Origin of the sequence: Enterobacter ludwigii (assembly GCF_001750725.1) — a bacterium.
In the GTDB taxonomy this organism is placed as follows: domain Bacteria; phylum Pseudomonadota; class Gammaproteobacteria; order Enterobacterales; family Enterobacteriaceae; genus Enterobacter; species Enterobacter ludwigii.
In genome coordinates this window covers 3,965,414-3,987,551 of sequence record NZ_CP017279.1, presented here as the reverse complement: position 1 = coordinate 3,987,551, position 22,138 = coordinate 3,965,414, and the positions used below count along the sequence as shown (strand labels likewise).

The 22,138-nt window shown below is 55.7% G+C and carries 18 protein-coding genes; 8 read left to right on the top strand and 10 right to left on the bottom strand.

All coding sequences use genetic code 11. The features are described 5' to 3' along the window. Window positions 1–63: 63 nt before the first annotated feature. Complete coding sequence (gene rpsB / locus BH714_RS18725) at window positions 64–789, bottom strand: 30S ribosomal protein S2 (RefSeq protein WP_003856207.1); 726 nt, start codon at window positions 787–789, stop codon at window positions 64–66. Window positions 790–1,110: 321 nt separating this feature from the next. On the opposite strand from rpsB, the gene map reads away from it, so the two are divergent. The 4 genes from map (at window position 1,111) to BH714_RS18705 (ending at window position 5,999) form a co-directional block, all read left to right on the top strand. Further along, a complete protein-coding gene (gene map / locus BH714_RS18720; RefSeq protein ID WP_040018661.1) occupies window positions 1,111–1,905 on the top strand; it encodes a type I methionyl aminopeptidase in 795 nt (264 codons plus the stop codon). Window positions 1,906–1,968: 63 nt separating this feature from the next. Continuing rightward, window positions 1,969–4,644, top strand: a complete 2,676-nt coding sequence (gene glnD, locus BH714_RS18715; RefSeq protein ID WP_020882615.1) for a bifunctional uridylyltransferase/uridylyl-removing protein GlnD — start codon at window positions 1,969–1,971, stop codon at window positions 4,642–4,644. Between the two features lie 32 nt (window positions 4,645–4,676). Beyond that, window positions 4,677–5,501 carry a 2,3,4,5-tetrahydropyridine-2,6-dicarboxylate N-succinyltransferase gene (dapD, locus tag BH714_RS18710; RefSeq protein ID WP_020882614.1) on the top strand — a complete coding sequence of 275 codons (825 nt, stop codon included), beginning with the start codon at window positions 4,677–4,679 and terminating at the stop codon, window positions 5,499–5,501. A 111-nt stretch (window positions 5,502–5,612) separates the two neighbouring features. After that, the gene (locus BH714_RS18705; protein ID WP_014168696.1) at window positions 5,613–5,999 is read left to right on the top strand and encodes a DUF3461 family protein; all 387 of its coding nucleotides are present in this window, start codon (window positions 5,613–5,615) and stop codon (window positions 5,997–5,999) included. 90 nt (window positions 6,000–6,089) lie between these two features. Here the strand turns inward: BH714_RS18705 and cdaR are convergent, their stop codons facing one another. The 3 genes from cdaR to dgt form a co-directional block, all read right to left on the bottom strand. Further along, on the bottom strand, window positions 6,090–7,247 hold the full coding sequence (gene cdaR / locus BH714_RS18700; RefSeq protein ID WP_020882613.1) for a DNA-binding transcriptional regulator CdaR: 1,158 nt from the start codon (window positions 7,245–7,247) through the stop codon (window positions 6,090–6,092). A 154-nt stretch (window positions 7,248–7,401) separates the two neighbouring features. Then, window positions 7,402–8,838 carry a serine endoprotease DegP gene (gene degP / locus BH714_RS18695; protein ID WP_032679638.1) on the bottom strand — a complete coding sequence of 479 codons (1,437 nt, stop codon included), beginning with the start codon at window positions 8,836–8,838 and terminating at the stop codon, window positions 7,402–7,404. 131 nt (window positions 8,839–8,969) lie between these two features. Continuing rightward, on the bottom strand, window positions 8,970–10,484 hold the full coding sequence (gene dgt, locus BH714_RS18690; RefSeq protein WP_040018660.1) for a dGTPase: 1,515 nt from the start codon (window positions 10,482–10,484) through the stop codon (window positions 8,970–8,972). Window positions 10,485–10,566: 82 nt separating this feature from the next. On the opposite strand from dgt, the gene mtnN reads away from it, so the two are divergent. Genes mtnN through BH714_RS18675 form a run of 3 tightly spaced genes read left to right on the top strand, consistent with a single transcriptional unit; the run spans window position 10,567 to window position 12,709 of the window. Further along, the gene (gene mtnN, locus BH714_RS18685; protein ID WP_040018658.1) at window positions 10,567–11,265 is read left to right on the top strand and encodes a 5'-methylthioadenosine/S-adenosylhomocysteine nucleosidase; all 699 of its coding nucleotides are present in this window, start codon (window positions 10,567–10,569) and stop codon (window positions 11,263–11,265) included. Beyond that, window positions 11,258–12,058, top strand: coding sequence for a vitamin B12 ABC transporter substrate-binding protein BtuF (gene btuF, locus BH714_RS18680; protein ID WP_025205196.1), 801 nt, complete (start codon window positions 11,258–11,260; stop codon window positions 12,056–12,058). Before mtnN ends, btuF begins: the two co-directional genes overlap by 8 nt. A gap of 27 nt (window positions 12,059–12,085) precedes the next feature. Beyond that, window positions 12,086–12,709 carry a TRIC cation channel family protein gene (locus BH714_RS18675; protein ID WP_014168690.1) on the top strand — a complete coding sequence of 208 codons (624 nt, stop codon included), beginning with the start codon at window positions 12,086–12,088 and terminating at the stop codon, window positions 12,707–12,709. A 56-nt stretch (window positions 12,710–12,765) separates the two neighbouring features. Here BH714_RS18675 and erpA read toward each other — a convergent pair whose 3' ends face one another. Beyond that, window positions 12,766–13,110 carry an iron-sulfur cluster insertion protein ErpA gene (gene erpA, locus BH714_RS18670; RefSeq protein WP_013095643.1) on the bottom strand — a complete coding sequence of 115 codons (345 nt, stop codon included), beginning with the start codon at window positions 13,108–13,110 and terminating at the stop codon, window positions 12,766–12,768. An 85-nt stretch (window positions 13,111–13,195) separates the two neighbouring features. Continuing rightward, entirely contained in the window at window positions 13,196–14,596 is a 1,401-nt protein-coding gene (gene clcA, locus BH714_RS18665; RefSeq protein ID WP_040018657.1) for a H(+)/Cl(-) exchange transporter ClcA, read from the bottom strand. A gap of 177 nt (window positions 14,597–14,773) precedes the next feature. Between clcA and hemL the strand changes: the two genes are divergently transcribed. Beyond that, window positions 14,774–16,054, top strand: a complete 1,281-nt coding sequence (hemL, locus tag BH714_RS18660; RefSeq protein ID WP_040018655.1) for a glutamate-1-semialdehyde 2,1-aminomutase — start codon at window positions 14,774–14,776, stop codon at window positions 16,052–16,054. A 56-nt stretch (window positions 16,055–16,110) separates the two neighbouring features. On the opposite strand, the gene fhuB is transcribed toward hemL, so the two are convergent. From fhuB to fhuA, 4 genes are read right to left on the bottom strand one after another with little or no spacing between them, the layout of a single operon-like run. After that, window positions 16,111–18,093: a Fe(3+)-hydroxamate ABC transporter permease FhuB gene (fhuB, locus tag BH714_RS18655; protein ID WP_040018654.1), complete on the bottom strand. Its 1,983-nt coding sequence runs from the start codon at window positions 18,091–18,093 to the stop codon at window positions 16,111–16,113. Further along, window positions 18,090–18,980: a Fe(3+)-hydroxamate ABC transporter substrate-binding protein FhuD gene (fhuD, locus tag BH714_RS18650; protein WP_040018653.1), complete on the bottom strand. Its 891-nt coding sequence runs from the start codon at window positions 18,978–18,980 to the stop codon at window positions 18,090–18,092. Before fhuD ends, fhuB begins: the two co-directional genes overlap by 4 nt. Then, window positions 18,980–19,777 (bottom strand): Fe3+-hydroxamate ABC transporter ATP-binding protein FhuC, encoded by a 798-nt coding sequence (gene fhuC / locus BH714_RS18645; RefSeq protein WP_020882606.1) that lies wholly within the window; start codon window positions 19,775–19,777, stop codon window positions 18,980–18,982. The genes fhuD and fhuC overlap by 1 nt, the downstream gene beginning before the upstream one ends. 50 nt (window positions 19,778–19,827) lie before the next feature. After that, entirely contained in the window at window positions 19,828–22,047 is a 2,220-nt protein-coding gene (gene fhuA / locus BH714_RS18640) for a ferrichrome porin FhuA (protein ID WP_040018652.1), read from the bottom strand. Between the last annotated feature and the right edge of the window lie 91 nt (window positions 22,048–22,138).

Sequence of the window (22,138 nt, the reverse complement as noted above, 5' to 3'; positions counted from 1 at the left end):
TGAAAAAAGGGGCCGATAATTGGCCCCTATTCATACACGGTACTAATAAGGGGTGAAACCTTATTATTCAGCTTCTACGAAGCTTTCTTCCGCCTGAGAAGCCAGATCCTGGGAACGGCCTTCACGAACGGTAGCAGCTACAGCGCTCAGGTACAGGCTAACAGCACGGATTGCGTCGTCGTTACCCGGGATAACGAAGTCAACACCGTCCGGATCGGAGTTGGTATCAACGATAGCGAATACCGGGATACCCAGGTTGTTAGCTTCTTTGATTGCGATGTGCTCGTGGTCTGCATCGATTACGAACAGCGCGTCTGGCAGGCCGCCCATATCTTTGATACCGCCCAGGCTGTTTTCCAGCTTGTCCAGTTCACGAGTGCGCATCAGCGCTTCTTTCTTAGTCAGCTTGTCGAAAGTACCGTCCTGAGACTGGGTTTCCAGATCTTTCAGGCGCTTGATGGACTGACGAACGGTTTTCCAGTTAGTCAGCATGCCGCCCAACCAGCGATGGTTCACGAAGAACTGATCGCAGCTGTTAGCAGCATCTTTCACAGCTTCGCTTGCAGCGCGCTTAGTACCAACGAACAGAATCTTACCTTTACGGGAAGAGATCTTGTTCAGCTCAGCCAGGGCTTCGTTGAACATTGGTACAGTTTTCTCAAGGTTGATGATGTGAACTTTGTTACGTGCGCCGAAGATGAAAGGCTTCATTTTCGGGTTCCAGTAACGGGTCTGGTGACCGAAGTGAACACCAGCCTTGAGCATGTCGCGCATGGAAACAGTTGCCATGTTTAAAACCTCTATATTAAAAGTTGGGGTTATGCCTCCACGTATCCCATATTACCGACCCCGAAGGGCACCCCGGAATATGTGCCGATACGTGTGTGTTGTTACACAAAGTGAGATTTGTCGCTTCCGTCCAGCCTGTGTATCTGAAATGGATCGGAAGTCCGGCGCGCTTTATACCACAAAACACGACCAGAAACCAACAGTTGTTGGCCGAGTGTGCTGTTAATGATTCTCAATTTGGCACGGGGTGCGCCTGACTGATACCATTAACGACACTTAGACTAGTATTGTCGAAAAAATCGACACTGATGGACAGATTACATGGCTATCTCTATTAAGACACCTGAAGAAATTGAAAAGATGCGCATCGCCGGTCGTCTGGCCGCAGACGTGCTGGAAATGATCGAGCCGTACGTGAAGCCGGGCGTGAGCACGGGTGAACTGGACCGCATTTGTAACGACTATATCGTCAATGAGCAGCACGCGGTCTCCGCCTGCCTTGGCTACCATGGTTTCCCGAAATCCGTCTGCATTTCGATTAACGAAGTGGTTTGTCACGGTATTCCGGACAACGAAAAACTGCTCAAAGATGGCGACATCGTCAACATCGACGTGACGGTCATTAAAGATGACTACCACGGTGACACCTCTAAGATGTTCATCGTGGGCAAGCCGACGATTCTGGGCGAGCGTCTGTGCAAAGTGACGCAAGAAAGCCTCTACCTGGCGCTGAAAATGGTTAAACCCGGCATTCGCCTGCGCACCATCGGGGCCGCTATCCAGAAATTCGTTGAAGCGGAAGGTTTCTCCGTTGTGCGTGAATACTGCGGCCACGGCATTGGCCGTGTCTTCCACGAAGAGCCACAGGTTCTGCACTATGATGCGGATGACGGCGGCGTGGTACTGCAAAAAGGCATGACCTTCACCATCGAGCCGATGGTTAATGCCGGTGATTACCGCATCCGCACCATGAAAGATGGCTGGACGGTGAAAACCAAAGACAGAAGCTTGTCTGCGCAGTACGAGCATACTATTGTGGTAACAGACAACGGCTGCGAAATTATGACGTTGCGCAAGGATGACACCATCCCGGCGATACTCACGCACGATGAATGATAAAAAAGCCGGCAGATGCCGGCTTTTTTAATGGCTATAGCTTTTTCTTATGGGTGGCGCACGATGAGTAATCTTTTACCCGAACAGTATGCTAACACAGCACTTCCCACCCTACCCGACCAGCCCGATAACCCGGGCGTCTGGCCCCAGCAGGATCTGACCTGCGCCGGTATCAAGGCGCATATGGATGTCTTCCAGCGCTGGCTCGGAAGCGCATTTGATGCCGGTATCTCCGCGGAGCAGCTCATTGAAGCTCGCACCGAGTTTATCGACCAGCTCCTGCAGCGTCTGTGGATTGATTACGGGTTTGGGCAGATCAGTGACGTGGCACTGGTCGCCGTCGGGGGCTATGGCCGCGGTGAGCTTCATCCGCTTTCCGATATCGACTTACTGATTTTAAGCCGCAAAAAGCTGCCGGATGAACAGGCGCAGAAAATTGGCGAACTGCTGACGCTGCTGTGGGATGTGAAGCTTGAAGTGGGCCACAGCGTGCGCACGCTGGAAGAGTGCCTGCTCGAAGGATTATCTGACCTGACCGTCGCCACCAACCTGATTGAAACCCGCCTGTTGATTGGCGACGTCGCGTTGTTCCTGGAGCTGCAAAAACACATTTTCAGCGACGGCTTCTGGCCTTCAGAAAAATTCTTCGCCGCGAAGGTCGAGGAGCAGAATCAGCGTCACCAGCGCTACCATGGCACCAGCTATAACCTGGAGCCGGATATTAAAAGCAGTCCGGGTGGACTGCGCGACATTCACACGCTGCAGTGGGTGGCCCGCCGCCACTTTGGCGCCACCTCAATGGACGAGATGGTTGGCTTCGGCTTTTTAACCGAGGCTGAGCGAAACGAGCTGAATGAGTGTCTGCACCTGCTCTGGCGGATCCGTTTTGCCCTGCATCTCGAGCTTAGCCGCTACGATAACCGTCTGCTGTTTGACCGTCAGCTCAGCGTGGCGCAGCGCCTCAACTACCGCGGTGAAGGTAACGAGCCGGTTGAGCACATGATGAAGGATTTCTTCCGCGTTACCCGTCGTGTCACTGAACTGAACCAGATGCTGCTGCAGCTGTTCGACGAAGCGATCCTGGCCCTGACGGCGGACGAAAAACCGCGGCCGATCGATGATGAATTCCAGCTGCGCGGCACGCTTATCGATCTGCGCGACGAAACGCTGTTTATCCGTGAGCCGGAAGCGATCCTGCGGATGTTCTACACCATGGTTCGCAATAGCACGATCACCGGGATCTACTCCACAACGCTGCGTCATCTGCGCCATGCGCGCCGTCATCTGACGCAGCCACTGTGCTATATCCCGGAAGCCCGATCCCTTTTTCTCAGTATGTTGCGCCATCCGGGTGCCGTCAGCCGTGGGCTTCTGCCGATGCATCGCCACAGCGTGCTGTGGGCCTATATGCCGCAGTGGTCACATATCGTCGGGCAGATGCAGTTCGATCTGTTCCACGCCTACACGGTGGATGAACACACGATCCGCGTCATGCTCAAGCTGGAGAGCTTTGCCAGAGAAGAGACACGCTCACGTCACCCACTGTGCGTCGAACTGTGGCCACGTCTTACCCACCCGGAACTGATCCTGATTGCCGCCCTGTTCCACGACATCGCCAAAGGTCGCGGCGGTGACCACTCGGTGCTCGGCGCGCAGGACGTGCTGAAATTTGCCGAACTGCATGGACTGAACTCTCGCGAGACGCAGCTGGTTGCCTGGCTGGTACGCCACCACCTGCTGATGTCCGTCACCGCGCAGCGTCGTGACATTCAGGATCCGGAGGTCATCAAGCAGTTTGCAGAAGAGGTTCAGACGGAAAACCGCCTGCGCTATCTGGTCTGCCTGACGGTAGCCGATATTTGTGCCACCAACGAAACGCTGTGGAACAGCTGGAAGCAAAGCCTGTTGCGCGAGTTGTACTTTGCCACCGAAAAACAGCTGCGCCGCGGGATGCAAAACACCCCGGACATGCGCGAGCGTGTACGCCATCATCAGCTGCAGGCGCTGGCGCTGTTGCGGATGGATAACATTGATGAAGAGGCGCTGCATCAGATTTGGGCGCGCTGTCGTGCCAACTATTTTGTCCGCCACAGCCCAAACCAGCTTGCCTGGCATGCGCGACATCTGCTTCAGCATGATTTGTCGCAGCCGATGATCCTCCTCAGTCCGCAGGCCACGCGCGGCGGTACAGAGATCTTTATCTGGAGCCCGGATCGGCCTTATCTGTTTGCTGCGGTTTGTGCCGAACTGGACAGGCGTAACCTGAGCGTTCACGACGCGCAGATTTTCACCACCCGGGACGGCATGGCGATGGACACCTTTATTGTGCTGGAGCCAGACGGAAGCCCGCTGTCGTCGGACCGCCATGAAGGGATACGTTTTGGCCTGGAACAGGCGATCACCCAGCGCAGCTGGCAGCCACCGCAGCCGCGTCGTCAGCCGTCGAAATTACGCCACTTTACCGTCGATACCGAGGTCAATTTCCTGCCGACCCACACCGATCGTAAATCGTTCCTGGAGCTGATCGCGCTCGACCAGCCAGGGCTGCTCGCCCGCGTCGGCCAGGTTTTTGCCGATCTGGGAATTTCGCTTCACGGCGCCAGAATTACAACCATTGGCGAACGAGTAGAAGATTTATTTATAATCGCCACCGCCGACCGGCGTGCCCTTAATAATGACCTGCAACTTGAAGTGCAACAACGGTTGACAGCAGCCCTCAATCCAAACGATAAAGGGTGACGTGTTTTTTAGTGAAATGGAAAGAGTAAACAATGCAGCAGTTACAGAACGTTATTGAGTCCGCTTTTGAGCGTCGCGCCGAGATTACTCCGGCAAATGTGGATACCGTTACCCGTGAAGCGGTTAATCAGGTTATTTCTCTGCTGGATTCCGGCGCGCTACGTGTAGCAGAAAAAATCGACGGTCAGTGGGTAACTCATCAATGGCTGAAGAAAGCCGTGCTGCTCTCTTTCCGTATCAATGATAACCAGGTTATCGACGGAGCAGAAAGCCGCTACTTCGATAAAGTCCCTATGAAATTCGCTGACTACGACGAAGCTCGCTTCCAGAAAGAAGGCTTCCGCGTAGTACCGCCAGCGGCCGTACGTCAGGGTGCGTTCATCGCGCGTAACACCGTGCTGATGCCCTCCTACGTTAACATCGGTGCTTACGTAGACGAAGGCTCCATGGTGGATACCTGGGCAACCGTCGGCTCCTGCGCGCAGATCGGTAAAAACGTTCACCTGTCCGGCGGCGTGGGTATCGGTGGTGTACTGGAGCCACTGCAGGCTAACCCAACCATCATCGAAGATAACTGCTTCATCGGCGCGCGCTCTGAAGTGGTGGAAGGCGTGATCGTTGAGGAAGGCTCCGTTATCTCGATGGGCGTTTACATCGGTCAGAGCACCCGTATTTACGATCGTGAGACCGGTGAAATTCACTACGGTCGCGTGCCGGCCGGTTCCGTTGTGGTCTCCGGCAACCTGCCGTCAAAAGATGGCAAGTACAGCCTGTACTGTGCGGTTATCGTGAAGAAAGTTGATGCGAAAACCCGCGGTAAGGTGGGCATCAATGAGTTGCTGCGCACCATCGATTAATCGGATATAACAAAAAGCGGGGGCCACCCCGCTTTTTTCATATCTGAGGGTGGCGAAAATAGATTTTTTCGTTAATTATTCAAAGGTTATGTTGAGATCAAGGGTACCGCTATGTACGATAATCTGAAAAGTCTGGGCATTACCAATCCTGATGAAATTGATCGTTACAGCCTTCGCCAGGAAGCTAATAACGACATTCTGAAAATCTATTTTCACAAGGACAAAGGAGAGTTTTTCGCCAAGAGCGTGAAGTTTAAATATCCACGCCAGCGTAAGACCGTCGTCGCTGACGGTGTAGGACAGGGATACAAAGAAGTTCAGGAAATCAGCCCTAATCTGCGCTATGTGATCGATGAACTCGATCAGATCTGTCAGCGCGACCGCACTGAAGTCGATCTCAAACGTAAGATCCTCGACGATCTGCGTCACCTTGAAAGCGTAGTCACCAACAAGATTAGCGAAATCGAAGCGGATCTTGAAAAGCTTACCCGGAAATAAACTTAAAACGGCAATCTTTGATTGCCGTTTTAGTGTTTGCGCCCTCTCCCGTGGAAAGGGATGGCGTAAGGGCATCAGGCCGTATTCCACTCATCTCTGCTCATCGAGCTGTAACGCCACATAAAGCAGCAGCCTGTCGTCAAAGCTCCCCAGATCCAGCCCTGTCAGCTCCGAAATCCGGTTAAGTCGATATTCCAGCGTATTGCGATGTATAAACAGCGCTTTCGACGTAGCCAGCGGCTGTACGTTATGACGGAACCACGCCTGCAGCGTCCGACGCAGCAGACCGTTATTGTCCATCGCCTTGAGGCGCGCTAACGGACGTGCCAGCTCATTGGCCTGCCAGCCACCGCGCAGGCTGTCGAGCAGCACCGGCAGCATCAGATCCTGGTAGAAATAACTGCGGCTTTCCGGCATCCGCTGCTTACCCACCATCATGGTGGTGCGGGCAGTACGCCAGGAGCGGGCAATACTGCCCGGACCGGTGAAGTAATTGCCCAGCGCGACGCGAAAACGAAGCTGACCATTCTCCTTCATGCGGGCTATCAACTGCTCCACGCGACGACGATGATCTTCTGCATCCCAGCGCCCGAACGCGTTCAGCGCGGGCTTGAGCACCACCATTTCCGTCAGAGAGACAATCGCCACCAGGTTATCGCGTTCCGGTGTCGCCAGCGCATTTTGCAGCTGCTGCAGCTCAGCCATCGCACTGTCGACACCAAGCTGGCCGCTGTCCACCTCAATTACCGCCACGACGCGCGGCTGATTCAGATCGATTCCCAGGCGCTGCGCCCATTCATTGAGTGCAGGGGTATGCTCATCCGCCTGAATCAGATTCATCACCAGCTCTTCACGCAGACGGCTGTCCTGGGCGAGCAGATGCATCAGGCGCGACTGCTCAAGCATCATCTCCGCCGTCATACAGACCAGTTCGCCATATTTTCGCAGCGACTCCGGCTCGCCGGTCAGGCCGATAACGCCGACAATTTCCCCCTCAAGACGCAGCGGTAAATTGATGCCCTGACGGACACCGTGCAGGTGTTTCGCCACTGCATCGTCGATGTCCACCACCCGCCCCTGGGAGAGCACCAGCAGCGCCCCTTCGTGCAATTCCCCAATACGCTCACGATCGCCACTGCCAATAATGCGCCCACGGGCATCCATTACGTTGATATTGGTATCAATGATGCGCATGGTGCGTGCCACAATATCCTGCGCCATTTTGGTATCGAGATGCCAGCCAGCCATGTAACCCTCCTGTGAGCAGAGCTCAAGCATAGGGAAGTTCAGCTACCGCTGCATTGTGCGAATGCACAAAGTGAAAGGGAGAAGTATGGAGTTGTGGAAAAGGTCACAGAAAGGTGAAAAGCCCCTGCTCATCTGAAACAGGGGCCTGAGAGGATTACTGCATCAGCAGGTAAATTGAGGTATCACCACGCTGAATATTCAACGCCAGCACGGAAGGTTTGCTGTCCAGAATTTTGCGCAGTTCAGCGATGTTTTTCACTGGCTGCTGGTTCGCACCCATGATCACATCGCCTTTTTTCAGGCCAATGCGCGCAGCCGGGCTGTTCGCTTTAACGTTGTTCACCACAACGCCTTTGTCCTGACCTTTATTGCTCATCTCGGCGCCTTCAATGCCGCTGAAGATGGTGCTGGAATCAACCTGATTCTGGCTGCTCTGCTGCAGTTCCAGGCTCACGTTAACCGGTTTACCGTCACGCAGCAGGCCGAGGGTGACTTTGCTGCCAATCGGCATGGAGCCCACTTCAGCACGCAGCGCGGCAAAGCTGCTGATCGGTTTCCCGTTCAGGGAGGTAATGACATCACCCGCTTTAATGCCCGCTTTCGCCGCGGAGGAGTTCGGCATCACCTGGCTGACAAATGCGCCGCGCTGGGCGTCAACTTTCATCGCCTTAGCCAGTTCGGAATTCAGTTCGGTACCCAGAATCCCCAGTTCACCGCGTTTCACCTGCCCATACTGCACCATCTGCGCGGTCAGGTTTTTCACCATGTTACTTGGGATAGCAAAGCCGATCCCGATATTGCCGCCGTCTGGTGCAAGGATCGCGGTGTTGATACCAATCAGCTCACCGTTCAGGTTCACCAGCGCACCGCCGGAGTTACCCCGGTTGATGGCGGCATCCGTCTGGATGAAGTTTTCATAGTTTTCGGCGTTGAGGCCGCTACGACCCAGCGCGGAAACAATCCCCGAGGTTACGGTTTCACCCAGACCGAACGGGTTACCGATAGCGACGGTATAATCACCGACACGCAGCGCATCGGAGTCGGCAATTTTAATCGCCGTCAGGTTTTTCGGATCCTGAATCTGGATCAACGCGATATCGGAGCGCGGGTCTTTCCCGACCACTTTGGCATCAAATTTACGCCCGTCGCTCAGCTGAACCTTAATGCTGTTGGCGTTATCAACAACGTGGTTGTTGGTCACGACGTAGCCTTTCGCCGCATCGATAATCACACCCGAGCCAAGCGCCATGAATTTCTGCTGCTGGCCACCCCCCTGGGTGTCATCCCCTGCACCACCGCCCTGACAGAACGGGGAGCTCTGGAATGGCGAACCGTCCTGGCAGAAAGGTGAGTTATCACCAAAAAACTGCTGGAAGTTACGCGGCATACGCGGCGTATTGACGGTTGTGCTGCCCTCAACGTTAATACTCACCACCGATGGCATCACTTTTTCGAGCATCGGTGCCAAACTTGGCATCTGCTGCGCGGTCGCTGCCGACGATGCGGTCTCAGCTGCAGTAGCAGTCAGAGGAGACAGCGCTAAACCTAAACTCAGAGCCAGTGCACTCATTGCTAATGTGGTTTTTTTCATGTGTCTTAATCTCGATTTACAGATAACGCAAAATTGCTGTGTAACTCAGATTCATTTTATACCGCTTAGTTCCGGCCATAAGTTTATGGAAAAGGTAAAAATTTATTGGCCGTCTTTACAAAACTCCGTGCTTATTCCACCGCCATGAGCTTGCGGTATTCATCCCAGGCATACAAATCTGTCATCCCGCTGATATAGTCCTGGATAAGACGGCAGCGATAATAATATTCCAGCACCGGCCACTGGGACGACTGACGATCCAGCTTGCCGATGGCTTCGACATAAGCCAGACGGTGGCGGGTTGAAAGTTTCTGATAAAGCCGGGATTCAATCGGTATTCGCCGCACGCGCTCTTTTTCCACCAGCTCGCTGAACTCGTCGACGGATAATTGCAGCAGAGGCCGATAGATTTCGAGTAACCCACTGATAACCCTGTATCCCTGCAGCTCAAGCTGTTCAACATCCGGATGGCTGAAAACATGACGCACGGCCACGTTTTTATAGAGCTCAAGAAGCTGGCTAAAGCTGCTGTCATCTTCCAGCAACGCATGGTTGAATTCGCCGCTATAAATTAACGGCAGGTTGTCTATAAAGCGCGAGGCGGCATAAGGCACCAGTTTATTTAATGTATTGACCCGTAAATACATAAAGAACTGATCTTCCGTGCTGCGGCTTAATGTATTTGAACGCGATTTATCCCAGGCATTTTCGACAACCTGAGCAAACAGCGAGCCTTTTTCATGCGTTCCCCAGGCCTCATAAAGATGCTGATAAAGTTCTTCGACGCTGAATATTCTTTTCTCAACGGCGTCTTCCAGGTCGGCAACACAATATGAAATGTCGTCGGCAGCTTCCATAATCCAGGTTAAGGGGAAGCGGCCGTTTGGTGTCAGAGAAAGTTCTTTACGCAGGCGCTCTATATAGGCTTCTTCAGAAAGATAATAGCCCGGCTTTTTCATCAAATAACTGTGCGACGCGGGCGTCTCGCCCATCCACCAGGCCGGTCGCGTATATTTCAGGATGCACCCCACCTGTGCCCAGGTCAGGTTCATACGCATCAGGGAGTGTACCAGCCGGATCCCCTGCGCATTGCCTTCGAAGTGACAGAGGTCGTGACGGACTTTACGCCGCAGGTCGTTCAGCGCGTCTTCACCTTCGCGCAGGCGTAAATCCCGCACCAGGCAGCGGTCATCGCTCAGAGGCTGGCTTACCGCATCAGCAGGATAAAGCCGCTGTTTAAACCAGTCATTTATGGCGGCTTCGCCAAAATGACCAAAGGGCGGGTTACCGATGTCATGCATCAGGCAGGCCATCTCAACGATGCTCTCAAACGGCCCGGTCAGCTCATTCAGCCCATAGGTTTCGAGAAGCTGCTGCTCTTTGAGACGGCTTAAGATCTCTTTGGCAATGTAGCGGCCAACCTGCTGAACTTCCATAGAATGCGTTAAGCGCGTGCGCACCGCAGCGTTACGTTCAAGCGGAAACACCTGGGTTTTTTGCTGTAAACGACGGATTGCCGGCGAGTTTATGATCCGCCCACGATCGCTTTCGAAGATACGCAGGATCTCATGCTCGCTCTTGTCGCCCTGCGGCGAACGGAAACGTCGGTGCCAGTTAATTTTGGTGCGAAAATCGATTGGTGACATGTGCTCCCCCGCGTGAGAATGCGTTTCCTCTTAACCGCATGATAGACTATGCATCTTAACAAGGCACATCGCGAGTAAATCTATGAAAATCGGCATTATTGGTGCAATGGAAGAAGAAGTTACGCTGCTGCGTGACAAAATTGAGAACCGTCAGACTCTCTCCCTCGGTGGCTGTGAGATCTATACCGGCCAGTTGAATGGCGTTGACGTCGCTCTGCTGAAATCAGGCATCGGTAAGGTTGCTGCTGCGCTGGGCGCGACCCTGCTGCTCGAACGCTGCAAGCCGGACGTTATCATTAACACCGGTTCTGCAGGCGGCCTGGCGTCGACGCTGAAAGTCGGTGATATCGTTGTTTCCGATGAAGCGCGTTACCACGATGCAGACGTTACCGCATTCGGCTACGAATACGGCCAGCTTCCGGGTTGCCCGGCCGGGTTTAAAGCCGATGACAAACTGATTGCGGCGGCTGAAAGCTGCATCGCTGAGCTGAACCTCAACGCGGTGCGCGGCCTGATCGTCAGCGGTGATGCGTTCATCAATGGCTCCGTCGGCCTGGCGAAAATTCGTCATAACTTCCCTCATGCCGTTGCCGTTGAGATGGAAGCGACCGCCATTGCTCACGTTTGCCATAACTTCAACGTTCCGTTCGTGGTGGTTCGCGCCATCTCCGACGTGGCTGACCAGCAGTCTCATATCAGCTTCGACGAGTTCCTGACCGTTGCGGCAAAACAGTCCACCGTGATGGTGGAGCGCCTGGTGCAGAAACTGGCTCGTGGGTAACCCATACATCAGGGCGCTGGTCGCCCTGCTTTTTCTCGCACCGGCATGGCTATTTGCCGCGCCGCGTGTGATTACGCTCTCTCCGGCAAACACCGAACTGGCCTTTGCCGCCGGGATCACGCCTGTCGGCGTGAGCAGCTTTTCGGATTACCCTCCGCAAGCGGCCCATATTGAACAGGTGGCGACCTGGCAAGGGATGAACATTGAGCGCATCGTGGCGCTTAAACCCGATCTCGTGCTCGCCTGGCGCGGCGGTAACGCCGAGCGGCAGGTCAACCAGCTCTCCTCGCTTGGGATCAAGGTGATGTGGATTGATGCGGTGAGCATTGAGCAGGTCGCTCAGGCATTGCGTTCTCTGGCCCCCTACAGCCCTACCCCAGCAAAAGCCGAGAATGCCGCGAAACAGATGCTTAGCGACTATGCCGCGCTGAAATCCCGCTACGATACCCCCGTCAAAAAACGCATCTTCCTGCAGTTTGGCAGCCAGCCGCTGTTCACCACCGGGAAAGGATCCATTCAGAATCAGGTGCTGGAAATCTGCGGCGGTGAAAACATCTTTGCAGCCAGCCGGGTGCCGTGGCCTCAGGTCAGCCGGGAACAGGTGCTCGCACGCCAACCCCAGGCCATCGTGGTGGTCGGAAATGCGAGCGAGATTCCTAAAATTGAACAATTCTGGCAACGTCAGCTAAAAATACCGGTGATCCCCCTCACCAGTGACTGGTTTGAACGCGCCAGCCCGCGTATTATCCTCGCCGCAAAACAGCTCTGTGCCGCGCTGGCAGAGAGTCACTAACAACATACCCCGCTCGAGGATTTAACGATGCTCGTTTATTGGCTGGATATTCTTGGCACAGCCGTTTTTGCTATCTCCGGCGTTTTACTCGCCGGAAAACTGCGCATGGATCCGTTTGGCGTGCTGGTGCTGGGCGTGGTCACCGCCGTGGGTGGCGGGACGATACGTGATATGGCCCTGGCGAATGGCCCGGTATTTTGGGTAAAAGATCCAACCGATCTGGTGGTGGCGATGGTCACCTGTCTGTTGACCATCGTGTTGGTTCGCCAGCCCCGCCGGTTACCGAAATGGATACTCCCGGTACTGGATGCCGTCGGTCTGGCCGTCTTTGTGGGCATCGGGGTCAATAAAGCCTTCAATGCGGGAACGGGCCCGATGGTGGCCATCTGCATGGGCGTGTTAACCGGGGTCGGCGGCGGGATTATTCGCGACATTCTGGCGCGTGAAGTTCCCATGATCCTGCGTACCGAAATCTATGCCACGGCGTGTATTATTGGTGGGATTGTTCACGCGACGGCGTATTACACCTTTGCGATGCCGCTAGAAAATGCAGCCATGCTGGGTATGGTGGTCACGCTGGGGATACGGTTAGCGGCGATACGCTGGCATCTGAAGCTGCCGACGTTTGCGCTGGATGATAATGCACGATAAGCGTTGTTTATAAGCCCGGTGGCGCTACGCTTACCGGGCTTACGACTGCATCCCTGTCAGATGCTGAACGAAGAGCCACATCCACAGGTACTTGTCGCGTTCGGGTTAGTCACAACGAAGCGCGAACCTTCCAGGCCTTCAGTGTAATCCACCGAACCACCCACCAGGTACTGCAGGCTCATCGGGTCAACCACCAGCGCAACGCCCTGCTTCTCGATAGTCATATCGCCGTCGTTGACCTGATCGTCAAAGGTAAAACCATACTGGAAGCCGCTGCAGCCGCCACCGGTAATATAGACACGCAGTTTCAGATCCGGATTGTCCTCGTCGGCAATCAGGGTTTTCACTTTGTTGGCTGCTGCTTCGGTAAATTCCAGCGGCAACGCTACGTCATCACTCATCTTATGCTCCCATGAATACTGCTACTGCTATTGGGTAAAATTCACCCAATTCTTTATGTCATTATCTAATACCCTGGTAATTCATTCAAGTATTCTGCGTCGGGGCCCGCTCGGCCTCTTGTTTTGCCAGGGTACGAGCAAGAATGGTGGAGTATAGCGGTTTTCCACCCAGGAATTGGGCTAATAGTGTCGCGCCGAGACAGGTAATGATCATTGGCAAAATGAGCTGGTAATTATCCGTCATCTCCAGAACCAGCACGATGCCGGTCAACGGCGCGCGCAGGGACGCCGCCAGCAGCGCGCCCATTCCGGCAATAGCAAAGGTCCCGGCGTCCAGATGATAGGCCGGAAATCCGGCAGCAGAGACCATGCCAAACGCGGTTCCCAGAAGCGTACCCAGCGCCAGCATCGGGGCAAAAATACCGCCAGGCGCACCAGAGGAGAAGCACAATACGGTGGTAATCACCCGCGAAATAAACATGAACAGCAACAGACCAATGCTGAAATTACCCGCCGCGGCAATCGGTATCAGCCCGAAGCCACCGCCTGCGGCATTGGGCTCAATGAAGCCGAGCACGCCGCAGGCGCCGCCCAGCAGTCCGCCGATCAATACCCAGCGGGTGGTATTCCCACCGTGAATGCGCTGGAACATATCCTGAGCGCGTAAGATAAGCGTGTTAAACAACGGGCCGACCACGCCAAAAATCATGCCGAGGATCAGGTACAGCCACAGCGTATTCACCGGCGCATTGGTCAGTTTTCCCACCTCAATCACCGCCCCTTCGCCATTAAAAATGCGAAAGACAATGCTCGACATAATGACGCCGGTGAATACCGCTTTTATCGAGATCAGGTTGTAGCGAAACTGTGCCCGCATCTCTTCAATAATGAACAGGATCCCCGCGAGCGGTGCGTTGAACGCCGCCGAAAGGCCGGCCGCCGCCCCCGTTGCCAGCAGCGTATGTCGCGCCTCCGCGCTGCGCATGCGAAACAGATCGCCGACCATGCGCCCAACGTTTCCGCCCAGCTGCACCGTTGGCCCTTCGCGCCCGAGCACCATGCCTGCACCGAGCGTTCCCATGCCACCGATAAATTTTACCGGGATGACGCGCCACCAGCGAACCGGCCTCAGCTCTTCCAGTGCGCCTTCTATTTCAGGGATCCCGGAACCGCCCGCTTCCGGCGCAAATTTACGAACCAGGAAATAGCCCACCATGGCAAACAGCGCAGATAAGCCAAAGGCCCACACCCATACCCATCCACCGCTATAGGCAAAACCCGCCACGGTTCCAATTCGCCAGTTCATTATCGCGTTAACCGCTTTTTCGAAGGCGATACCCACCAGCCCGGCAACGGCGCCGACCACGGCAGCAGCCAGCAGGATAGCCAGCGGCGTTTTATCACGATTAAGCAAGCGCCGGATGCTGATACGGTGCTGCGCACGTCTGAACTGCTGTTCAGTATAAGAATGAGTGTCTGCTTTCATTACCGTTTCTTTTCGTCATACAAATAACCGCAGGGATTTTACCAGAGTGCGTAATATCATCCCGTGAAAAATACTTAACAATTGTTTGGGCATGAAAGGGGGCAAAAATTTCATTACCTTCCGAGGATCACTTAGAATAGTGTGCTTAATCATTTTATACGAACCAGGAACGACGCCATGAGCAAGTCTGAAAACCTCTACAGTGCAGCCCGCGAGCTTATCCCAGGTGGCGTGAATTCGCCTGTTCGCGCCTTTACCGGCGTAGGCGGTACGCCGCTGTTTATCGAACGTGCTGACGGCGCGTATCTGTATGATGTCGATGGCAAAGCCTATATCGATTATGTCGGCTCCTGGGGTCCGATGGTGCTGGGTCACAACCATCCTGCTATCCGCAATGCGGTGATTGAAGCCGCCCAGCGCGGCCTGAGCTTCGGCGCGCCAACCGAGATGGAAGTGAAAATGGCGGAACTGGTCACCGAACTGGTCCCGACTATGGACATGGTGCGTATGGTGAACTCCGGTACCGAGGCCACCATGAGCGCGATCCGCCTGGCACGTGGCTTTACCGGCCGCGACAAGATCATCAAATTTGAAGGCTGCTACCACGGTCATGCGGACTGCCTGCTGGTAAAAGCCGGCTCCGGCGCGCTGACCCTCGGTCAGCCGAACTCACCGGGCGTACCGGCTGACTTTGCGAAGCATACCCTGACCTGCACCTATAACGATCTGAACACCGTTCGGGCAGCCTTCGAGCAGTATCCGCAGGAGATTGCCTGCATCATCGTTGAACCTGTCGCAGGCAACATGAACTGCATTCCTCCGCAGCCGGAGTTCCTGCCGGGTCTGCGCGCCCTGTGCGATGAGTTTGGCGCTCTGCTGATCATCGACGAAGTGATGACCGGCTTCCGCGTCGCGCTGGCGGGGGCACAGTCTTACTACGGCGTAGAGCCGGACCTGACGTGCCTTGGCAAAATCATCGGCGGCGGCATGCCTGTCGGTGCATTCGGGGGACGTAAAGAGGTGATGGAAGCGCTGGCGCCGACTGGCCCGGTCTACCAGGCGGGTACCCTTTCCGGCAACCCGATTGCGATGGCCGCAGGTTTCGCCTGTCTGACCGAAGTCGCGCAGCCGGGTATTCACGAAACCCTGACCGATCTGACATCTCAACTGGCCAACGGCCTGCTGGAGGCCGCGCAAGAAACCGGTATTCCTCTGGTGGTAAACCACGTTGGTGGGATGTTCGGGATTTTCTTCACCGATGCGAAAACCGTGACCTGCTATCAGGATGTGGTGAAGTGTGACGTTGAACGCTTCAAGCGCTTCTTCCATCTGATGCTGGAAGAAGGCGTCTACCTGGCACCATCCGCGTTTGAAGCAGGCTTTATGTCCGTCGCGCACAGCGAAGACGATATCAATAAGACTATCGATGCTGCGCGCAGGGTCTTTGCGAAGTTGTAAGACAGAAACGATCTGCTGCCCTCTCCACCGGGAGAGGGCAATACCCCACCGCCCTTCTACCTGCTTTGCTTTCTCAACAAATAGATAAAGTACGGCGCACCGATAAACGTCGACAGCAACCCGGCAGGTATCTGGTACGGGAACAGCACCATCCGCCCCAGCCAGTCAGCCACCACCAGTATTACGCCCCCCGTCAGCGCCGACATCACAATGTGCGGCATCGTGCGACGAAAGCCCATCATTCTGGCAATGTGCGGCGCCATTAAGCCGACAAAACTCAGCGGGCCGATGGTCATGGTGGCCGTTGCCGTGAGGCATGCGGCCAGCAGCAGTAACCCGATACGGGACGGCGCCAGGGCCATCCCCACCGCACGCGCGGTCTCGCCGCCCAGCGGCAGAATGGTCATCCAGCGACGGCACAGCGGCACCATCGCCAGCAATACAATCATTGCAATCCCGGAATGCACGACCTGGCTGCCGGTGGCGCTGTACGTTGAACCGGAGATCCAGGTCAGGATCTTGGCCATACGCGGATCGCCACTCGCCTGCAGCATCATCAGCAGCATGGTAAATGCCGTGCTGAGCGCCATCCCGGCAAGCAGCATCCGGTGAGGGGAAAACCCACCACGCCCGGAGGCAATGAGGATGATCAGCAGCGTCACCGCCGCGCCAACGCTCCCGGCAGGCATCAACCAGCCGAAGGCATTTCCCGGCACCAGGAACAGCATCAGGACCACGCCAAAGGCGGCACCAGAACTGATACCCAGAACCTCCGGGCTGGCCATCGGATTACCGGTCAGACGCTGGATAATACAGCCCGCCACCGCCAGCATGACCCCGGCGATTAACGCCGAGAGAATGCGCGGCCAGCGCCACTGCATGAGTTCGTTAAGCAGATCCCCAGACGCCCAGTGCCAGCCCACCGCATCGCGTCCGAAAGCGAGCGCGGCAAATGAGATAACAATCAGCACTGCCAGCCCGGCAAGGCTGAACCCCAGCACTGACTGGCGCTCAGCATAGACTTTATCGCCAGCATCCATCGCTGGCGCGCTGATACTGCGCAGACGCGGCAGCAGCCACAGCAGCAGCGGTGCACCGATAAGCGCCGTCATCGAACCGGTAGACACTTCCATCCAGACGCGTGCCAGCCAGAGAATGATTTGATCGGAAAGCCAGAGGATCAACGCGCCAATCAGCGGGGCTAACATCAGGCGCGCCAGCAGGCGGCGCGCACCGAGCATTTTTGCCAGCAGCGGCGCAAACAGTCCGATAAACCCGATGATGCCTACCGCATTAACCAGCAGGGCACTGAGCACAATTGCCAGCGTCAGCGCCCCCAGACGGGCCAGCGACAGCGCCAGCCCCAGATTACGCGCCACGCCATCGTCAAGACCCATCAACGTCAGCGGGCGCAAGAGCAGCAGCGTCAACACGACGCCACCGACGAGCTGCGGCCACAGACGCTGCACGACGCTCCAGTCGGTCTGGGTGAGCGTACCGGTGCTCCAGAGGAACATGCTCTGCAGCTGATCGTGATGGAACAGCACCAGCAGCTGATTAATCGCGCCGCAGTACAGGCTCACCACCAGCCCCGCAAGAATAAGCGTGACGGGGGAGAGACGCTTGCCCCAGGCGACGCCGAATACCAGCGCGCCCACTACACACGCACCGGCGAGGGCAGCAAACTGCGAGGTCAATGCCCCAGGCAACGCCCAGAGTGTGGTAATCGTGATTCCAAGCTGTGCCCCGGTCGCCACGCCAAGCGTCGTCGGCTCGGCCAGAGGGTTACGCAGTACCTGCTGGAATAAAACGCCCACCAGCCCTAATCCCGCACCGACCAGCAGCGAAATCGAAAGGCGCGGCAACAGACTGTAGTGGAACAGCATTTGCTGAATATTATCGATATCTGGCGCCACCAGCGCCCCACGCCACTGGTCGCGCGGTAAGGCCGTCGACAGATTGAACCAGGTCAATGCCAGCGCGCACAGGAAAAGGAGGCAAAGCAACAGTGCCGGGAAACGGGCTATACGCGTACTCATGCCTGGCCTCCCAGCGCGTTGTCCAGCACGCGGGCAAAGTGCATGGCAGAAAGCGTCGCGCCGTAGAACCATACCGCAGGTGCGCGCAGGAACCGTTTTTCACGCACAAACGGCATCGCCTGCCAGAGCGGCGTCGCCATCAGGGTTTGCATCTCCCGCTCGTTGCCGTGGTCAAAGCACAACACATCCACATCGCGAAATGCCGCAAGACGGTCAATCCCCACGGCGGTGCTGCCCCAGAAGGTCATCTCCCCTTCCCAGGCATTACGAATACCAAAACTGTCGAGCACGTCCTGGAACAGGCAGTTTTTCCCAAAGACCAGCATATGGCGGGCATCCAGCAGCGTCACCATCAGCAGCGGGCGATCGCCCCGGTGAGCAAAACGCGGCTTCAGGGCGTTAATCAGTGCATCAAAATCGTCGAGATGTTTTTTGGCCTCAACCTCACGGTTAAGGAACTGTGCCATCTCGTGGAGGGAGTTTTTCGCCATCGCCAGCGGATTTTTACCGTCGCTGAAGGAGAAACCACGGCCGGGCGCAATCCGTGCCATTGTCTCTTCTGACGGGCCGTAACCTGCAGACCAGAACAGGAATGACGGCTTCATCTGGGTGAGCAGTTCGAGATTTGGCTCGGTGCGCAGGCCGATGTCGATTACCGAGTCCGGTAGCCTCGGCTCATTCACCCATAGCCTGTAGTTGGGAATATCCGCCACGCCATAGGGCGTAACGCCCAGCGCCATCATCAGCTCTACCGGCAACCATTCCAGCGCCACAATGCGGTGTGGATCGACCGCAGCCGCACGCGCGGTATTCATTTTTAACAGCAGCGGTGAAAGCGCCATTGCCGTCAGCAGACGACGGCGACTCATCAACATAGAATCCAGCATCAGTACACAAAGCTCACCGGTGCTGCCCCGGCAGGGTGAGGCAAAATCCCCATTGGAATACCGTAAATGTGTTCCAGCGTTTCACTGCGCATCAGTTCAGACGGCGTCCCCTGGGCGATCATTTCACCGCCGCGCAGGGCAACGAGGTAATCGCAGTAACGCGCGGCCATGTTGATATCATGCAGGACCGCGATAACCGTCAGACCGCGCTGCTGGCTTAAACGATGCACCAGCGCAAGCACGTCGACCTGATGGGCAATGTCCAGCGCAGAGGTCGGTTCGTCGAGCAGCAGGCAGCGGCTGTCCTGGGCCACCAGCATTGCTATCCACGCGCGCTGACGTTCCCCTCCTGACAGGCTGTCTACCAGACGGTGGGCCAGCGGTTTTAGCCCCACCAGCGCAATCGCCTCTTCCACTTTCTCTCTGTCGGCCACGCCGAAACGGCCAAGCGCGCCGTGCCACGGATAACGTCCAATCGCCACCAGTTCACGCACGGTCATCCCCTCCGCCTGCGGCAACTGCTGCGGCAGATACGCCACTTTGCGGGCAAAGGCTTTACTGCTCCAGCTCTCCAGCGGCTGACCGTCCAGCAGGATATCGCCTTCTGACGGCGGCTGATGGCGGCCAAGCATTTTGAGCAGCGTTGATTTACCAGAGCCGTTGTGACCAATCAGGCCTGTCACTTTACCTGCCGGGAAGGTCAAAGAGAGCGGATGCAGCAGGGTGCGTCCGGGCACGCGAAAGGAGAGATTATTGAGCGTGAAGGTGGTGTCGGATTGCGTTTGATTATCCTGCATATCGGCCAACTTAAATAAAAAGGGCACGGCGAACCGTGCCCGAAGAGAGATTAGAAGCGGAAGGTCGCGGTGGCGACAACCTGACGTTCAGCACCCCAGTAGCATGCATAATCCTTGTAGCAGCTGGAGACATATTCCCGATCGAACAGGTTATTCACGTTCACCGCCACAGATGACCCCGGCAGACCCAGACGGGCCAGATCGTATTTCACCATCGCATCGGCAAGGGTGTAGCTCGCGACGTTAAACGGCTGATCTTTTTTGTCGCCGCTTGAGTAGTAGCTCACCGTGTTACCGATGTAACGGGTACCGGCACCAATCGTCAGGCCGCTTAAGGCCGTGTCGGTGAAGGTGTAATCTGCCCACAATGACACCTGATTACGCGGCACTTCCGCCGGACGTTTACCTTCAAAGGTGCTGTCATGGGTGTACTCAGCATCAATAAAGCTGTACGCCGCGGTCACATTAATATTGGCGTTAACCGCTGCTTTCGCTTCCAGTTCGAAACCACGAGAACGGATCTCACCGGTCTGGATACTGTGAGTATTCGTTGGATCATTCGGATCCGCCGTCAGGTTCTTATCTTTCGTCAGCTGGAACAGCGACGCGGTGACCACAACCGGCAGGTCTTTCGGCGCGTATTTCACACCCGTTTCATACTGCTTACCGCGGGAAGGGTCGAACGGTGTGCCGTTACGATCGGCGCCCGATACCGGCTCAAACGACTCGCTGTAGCTGAAGTAAGGTGAAATACCGTTATCAAAGAGATAGTTAATCCCCCCGCGCCAGGTGAAAGCCTGGTCGTGGTTTTCAGCCAGCGAATCGGCCGTACCGCGCGTCAGCGTTGAGGCCATCACGTAGTCGTAGCGTCCGCCCAGCGTCAGCACCCACTTATCCCACTCCGCCTGATCCTGAGCATAGAGCCCGGTCTGTTCATTACGATTAACGACGGAATAGTTAGACCATGGCAGGTTGGTGTTGATGTTCGCGTTGCCGTAATCCGGGTTCTGGATATCAATAGGGTCGGCGGAACCGTACAGCGCATTGATATCATTACGCATACGCGAGTAATCAACGCCCGTCAGCAACGTGTGGTCTACGGCGCCCGTCGCGAATGTCGACTGCAGCTGAGTATCCACGGTAAACATATTCAGATCTTCATCTGAACGCACGTAAGCGCGGTTAATCTTGCCAGGCTCAGCGTAGCCATTGCCGTAAACAGAGCGGTAGAGCGTATGCACTTTTGCGTAACGCAGATTCTGACGCACGGTGAACGTGTCATCAAACTGATGCGAGAAGCTGTAACCAATCAACTGCTGGCGACGAGCCATCTTATTATCCGCTTCACCTTCGTTGAAATCGGTTGGGATCTTATGCTCATTGCCGTTTGCGTCACGGTATGGCACCACGGTCCCTTCCCGTGGCAACCAGCCGTAGTAGCCCGCTTCCGGATCGTTCTGGAAATTGCTCAGGAAGGTGAAATCGGTTTTGTCATCCGGACGCCAGCTAAAGGAGGGCGCAATCGCATAGCGGGTTGATTTTGACATCTCCTGCTGTGCGTTCTGACTACTGCCAAGACCGGTCAGGCGGTACGACCACACGCCATCTTCATCGATTGCATCACTGAAATCGAAGCCCGTTTGCCACAGGTTATTGGTCCCCATTTTAAACTGGACTTCTTTCAGCGGCTCGGTCAGTGGGCGTTTGCTCACCATACTGACGATACCGCCGGGATTGCTGTTGCCGTAGAGCACAGACGTAGGTCCGCGCATCACTTCTACGCGCTCAAGGAAGTACGGATCCATGGAAGCTTCGGAGTAGTTATTCCCCATCAGCTTCATGCCATTGAGATACTGGTTGGTGTTTACCGTCGAAGGCGCGGTAAAACCACGAATTGAGACCACATCATAGGTGGTGGAGCTGCCGCGGGTCGCAAACACGCTCGGCGTATAGCCCAGCGCCTCTTTTACGGTCGCTGGCTGGCGGCGTTCCATTTCATCACGCGTCACCACGGAAATAGACTGCGGGGTCTTTTCAATCGCGGTATCGGTTTTGGTCGCCGTGGCCGTGCGCTTTGCTGCGATCGTTGGCGCAGGCCCCCACGGACTTTCCTGGGCGGCAGGCGCGGCAGTGACGGTGATGGTTTCTTCTTTTTTCTGGGTTTCAGCCGCATGTGCATACGTAGACATGCCGGCAACCGCTGTGGCTACGACGACCGCGATTTTTCGCAGCGACGTGTGAATTGGCTGAGCAGTATTGGAAAGCGCCATGTTTATCTCTGATGGAAAAGTGAATGATAACGTAAACGAGAATTATTATTATGACCGCAGAATAATATGCGAAACGCTGGTTGCATAGCAA

Bases quoted from the DNA above. Each gene is read 5' to 3' on its own strand.
- rpsB (WP_003856207.1), bottom strand. From the start codon at position 789: ATGGCAACTGTTTCCATGCGCGACATGCTCAAGGCTGGTGTTCACTTC.
- map (WP_040018661.1), top strand. From the start codon at position 1,111: ATGGCTATCTCTATTAAGACACCTGAAGAAATTGAAAAGATGCGCATC.
- glnD (WP_020882615.1), top strand. From the start codon at position 1,969: ATGAGTAATCTTTTACCCGAACAGTATGCTAACACAGCACTTCCCACC.
- dapD (WP_020882614.1), top strand. From the start codon at position 4,677: ATGCAGCAGTTACAGAACGTTATTGAGTCCGCTTTTGAGCGTCGCGCC.
- BH714_RS18705 (WP_014168696.1), top strand. From the start codon at position 5,613: ATGTACGATAATCTGAAAAGTCTGGGCATTACCAATCCTGATGAAATT.
- cdaR (WP_020882613.1), bottom strand. From the start codon at position 7,247: ATGGCTGGCTGGCATCTCGATACCAAAATGGCGCAGGATATTGTGGCA.
- degP (WP_032679638.1), bottom strand. From the start codon at position 8,838: ATGAAAAAAACCACATTAGCAATGAGTGCACTGGCTCTGAGTTTAGGT.
- dgt (WP_040018660.1), bottom strand. From the start codon at position 10,484: ATGTCACCAATCGATTTTCGCACCAAAATTAACTGGCACCGACGTTTC.
- mtnN (WP_040018658.1), top strand. From the start codon at position 10,567: ATGAAAATCGGCATTATTGGTGCAATGGAAGAAGAAGTTACGCTGCTG.
- BH714_RS18675 (WP_014168690.1), top strand. From the start codon at position 12,086: ATGCTCGTTTATTGGCTGGATATTCTTGGCACAGCCGTTTTTGCTATC.
- erpA (WP_013095643.1), bottom strand. From the start codon at position 13,110: ATGAGTGATGACGTAGCGTTGCCGCTGGAATTTACCGAAGCAGCAGCC.
- clcA (WP_040018657.1), bottom strand. From the start codon at position 14,596: ATGAAAGCAGACACTCATTCTTATACTGAACAGCAGTTCAGACGTGCG.
- hemL (WP_040018655.1), top strand. From the start codon at position 14,774: ATGAGCAAGTCTGAAAACCTCTACAGTGCAGCCCGCGAGCTTATCCCA.
- fhuB (WP_040018654.1), bottom strand. From the start codon at position 18,093: ATGAGTACGCGTATAGCCCGTTTCCCGGCACTGTTGCTTTGCCTCCTT.
- fhuD (WP_040018653.1), bottom strand. From the start codon at position 18,980: ATGCTGGATTCTATGTTGATGAGTCGCCGTCGTCTGCTGACGGCAATG.
- fhuC (WP_020882606.1), bottom strand. From the start codon at position 19,777: ATGCAGGATAATCAAACGCAATCCGACACCACCTTCACGCTCAATAAT.
- fhuA (WP_040018652.1), bottom strand. From the start codon at position 22,047: ATGGCGCTTTCCAATACTGCTCAGCCAATTCACACGTCGCTGCGAAAA.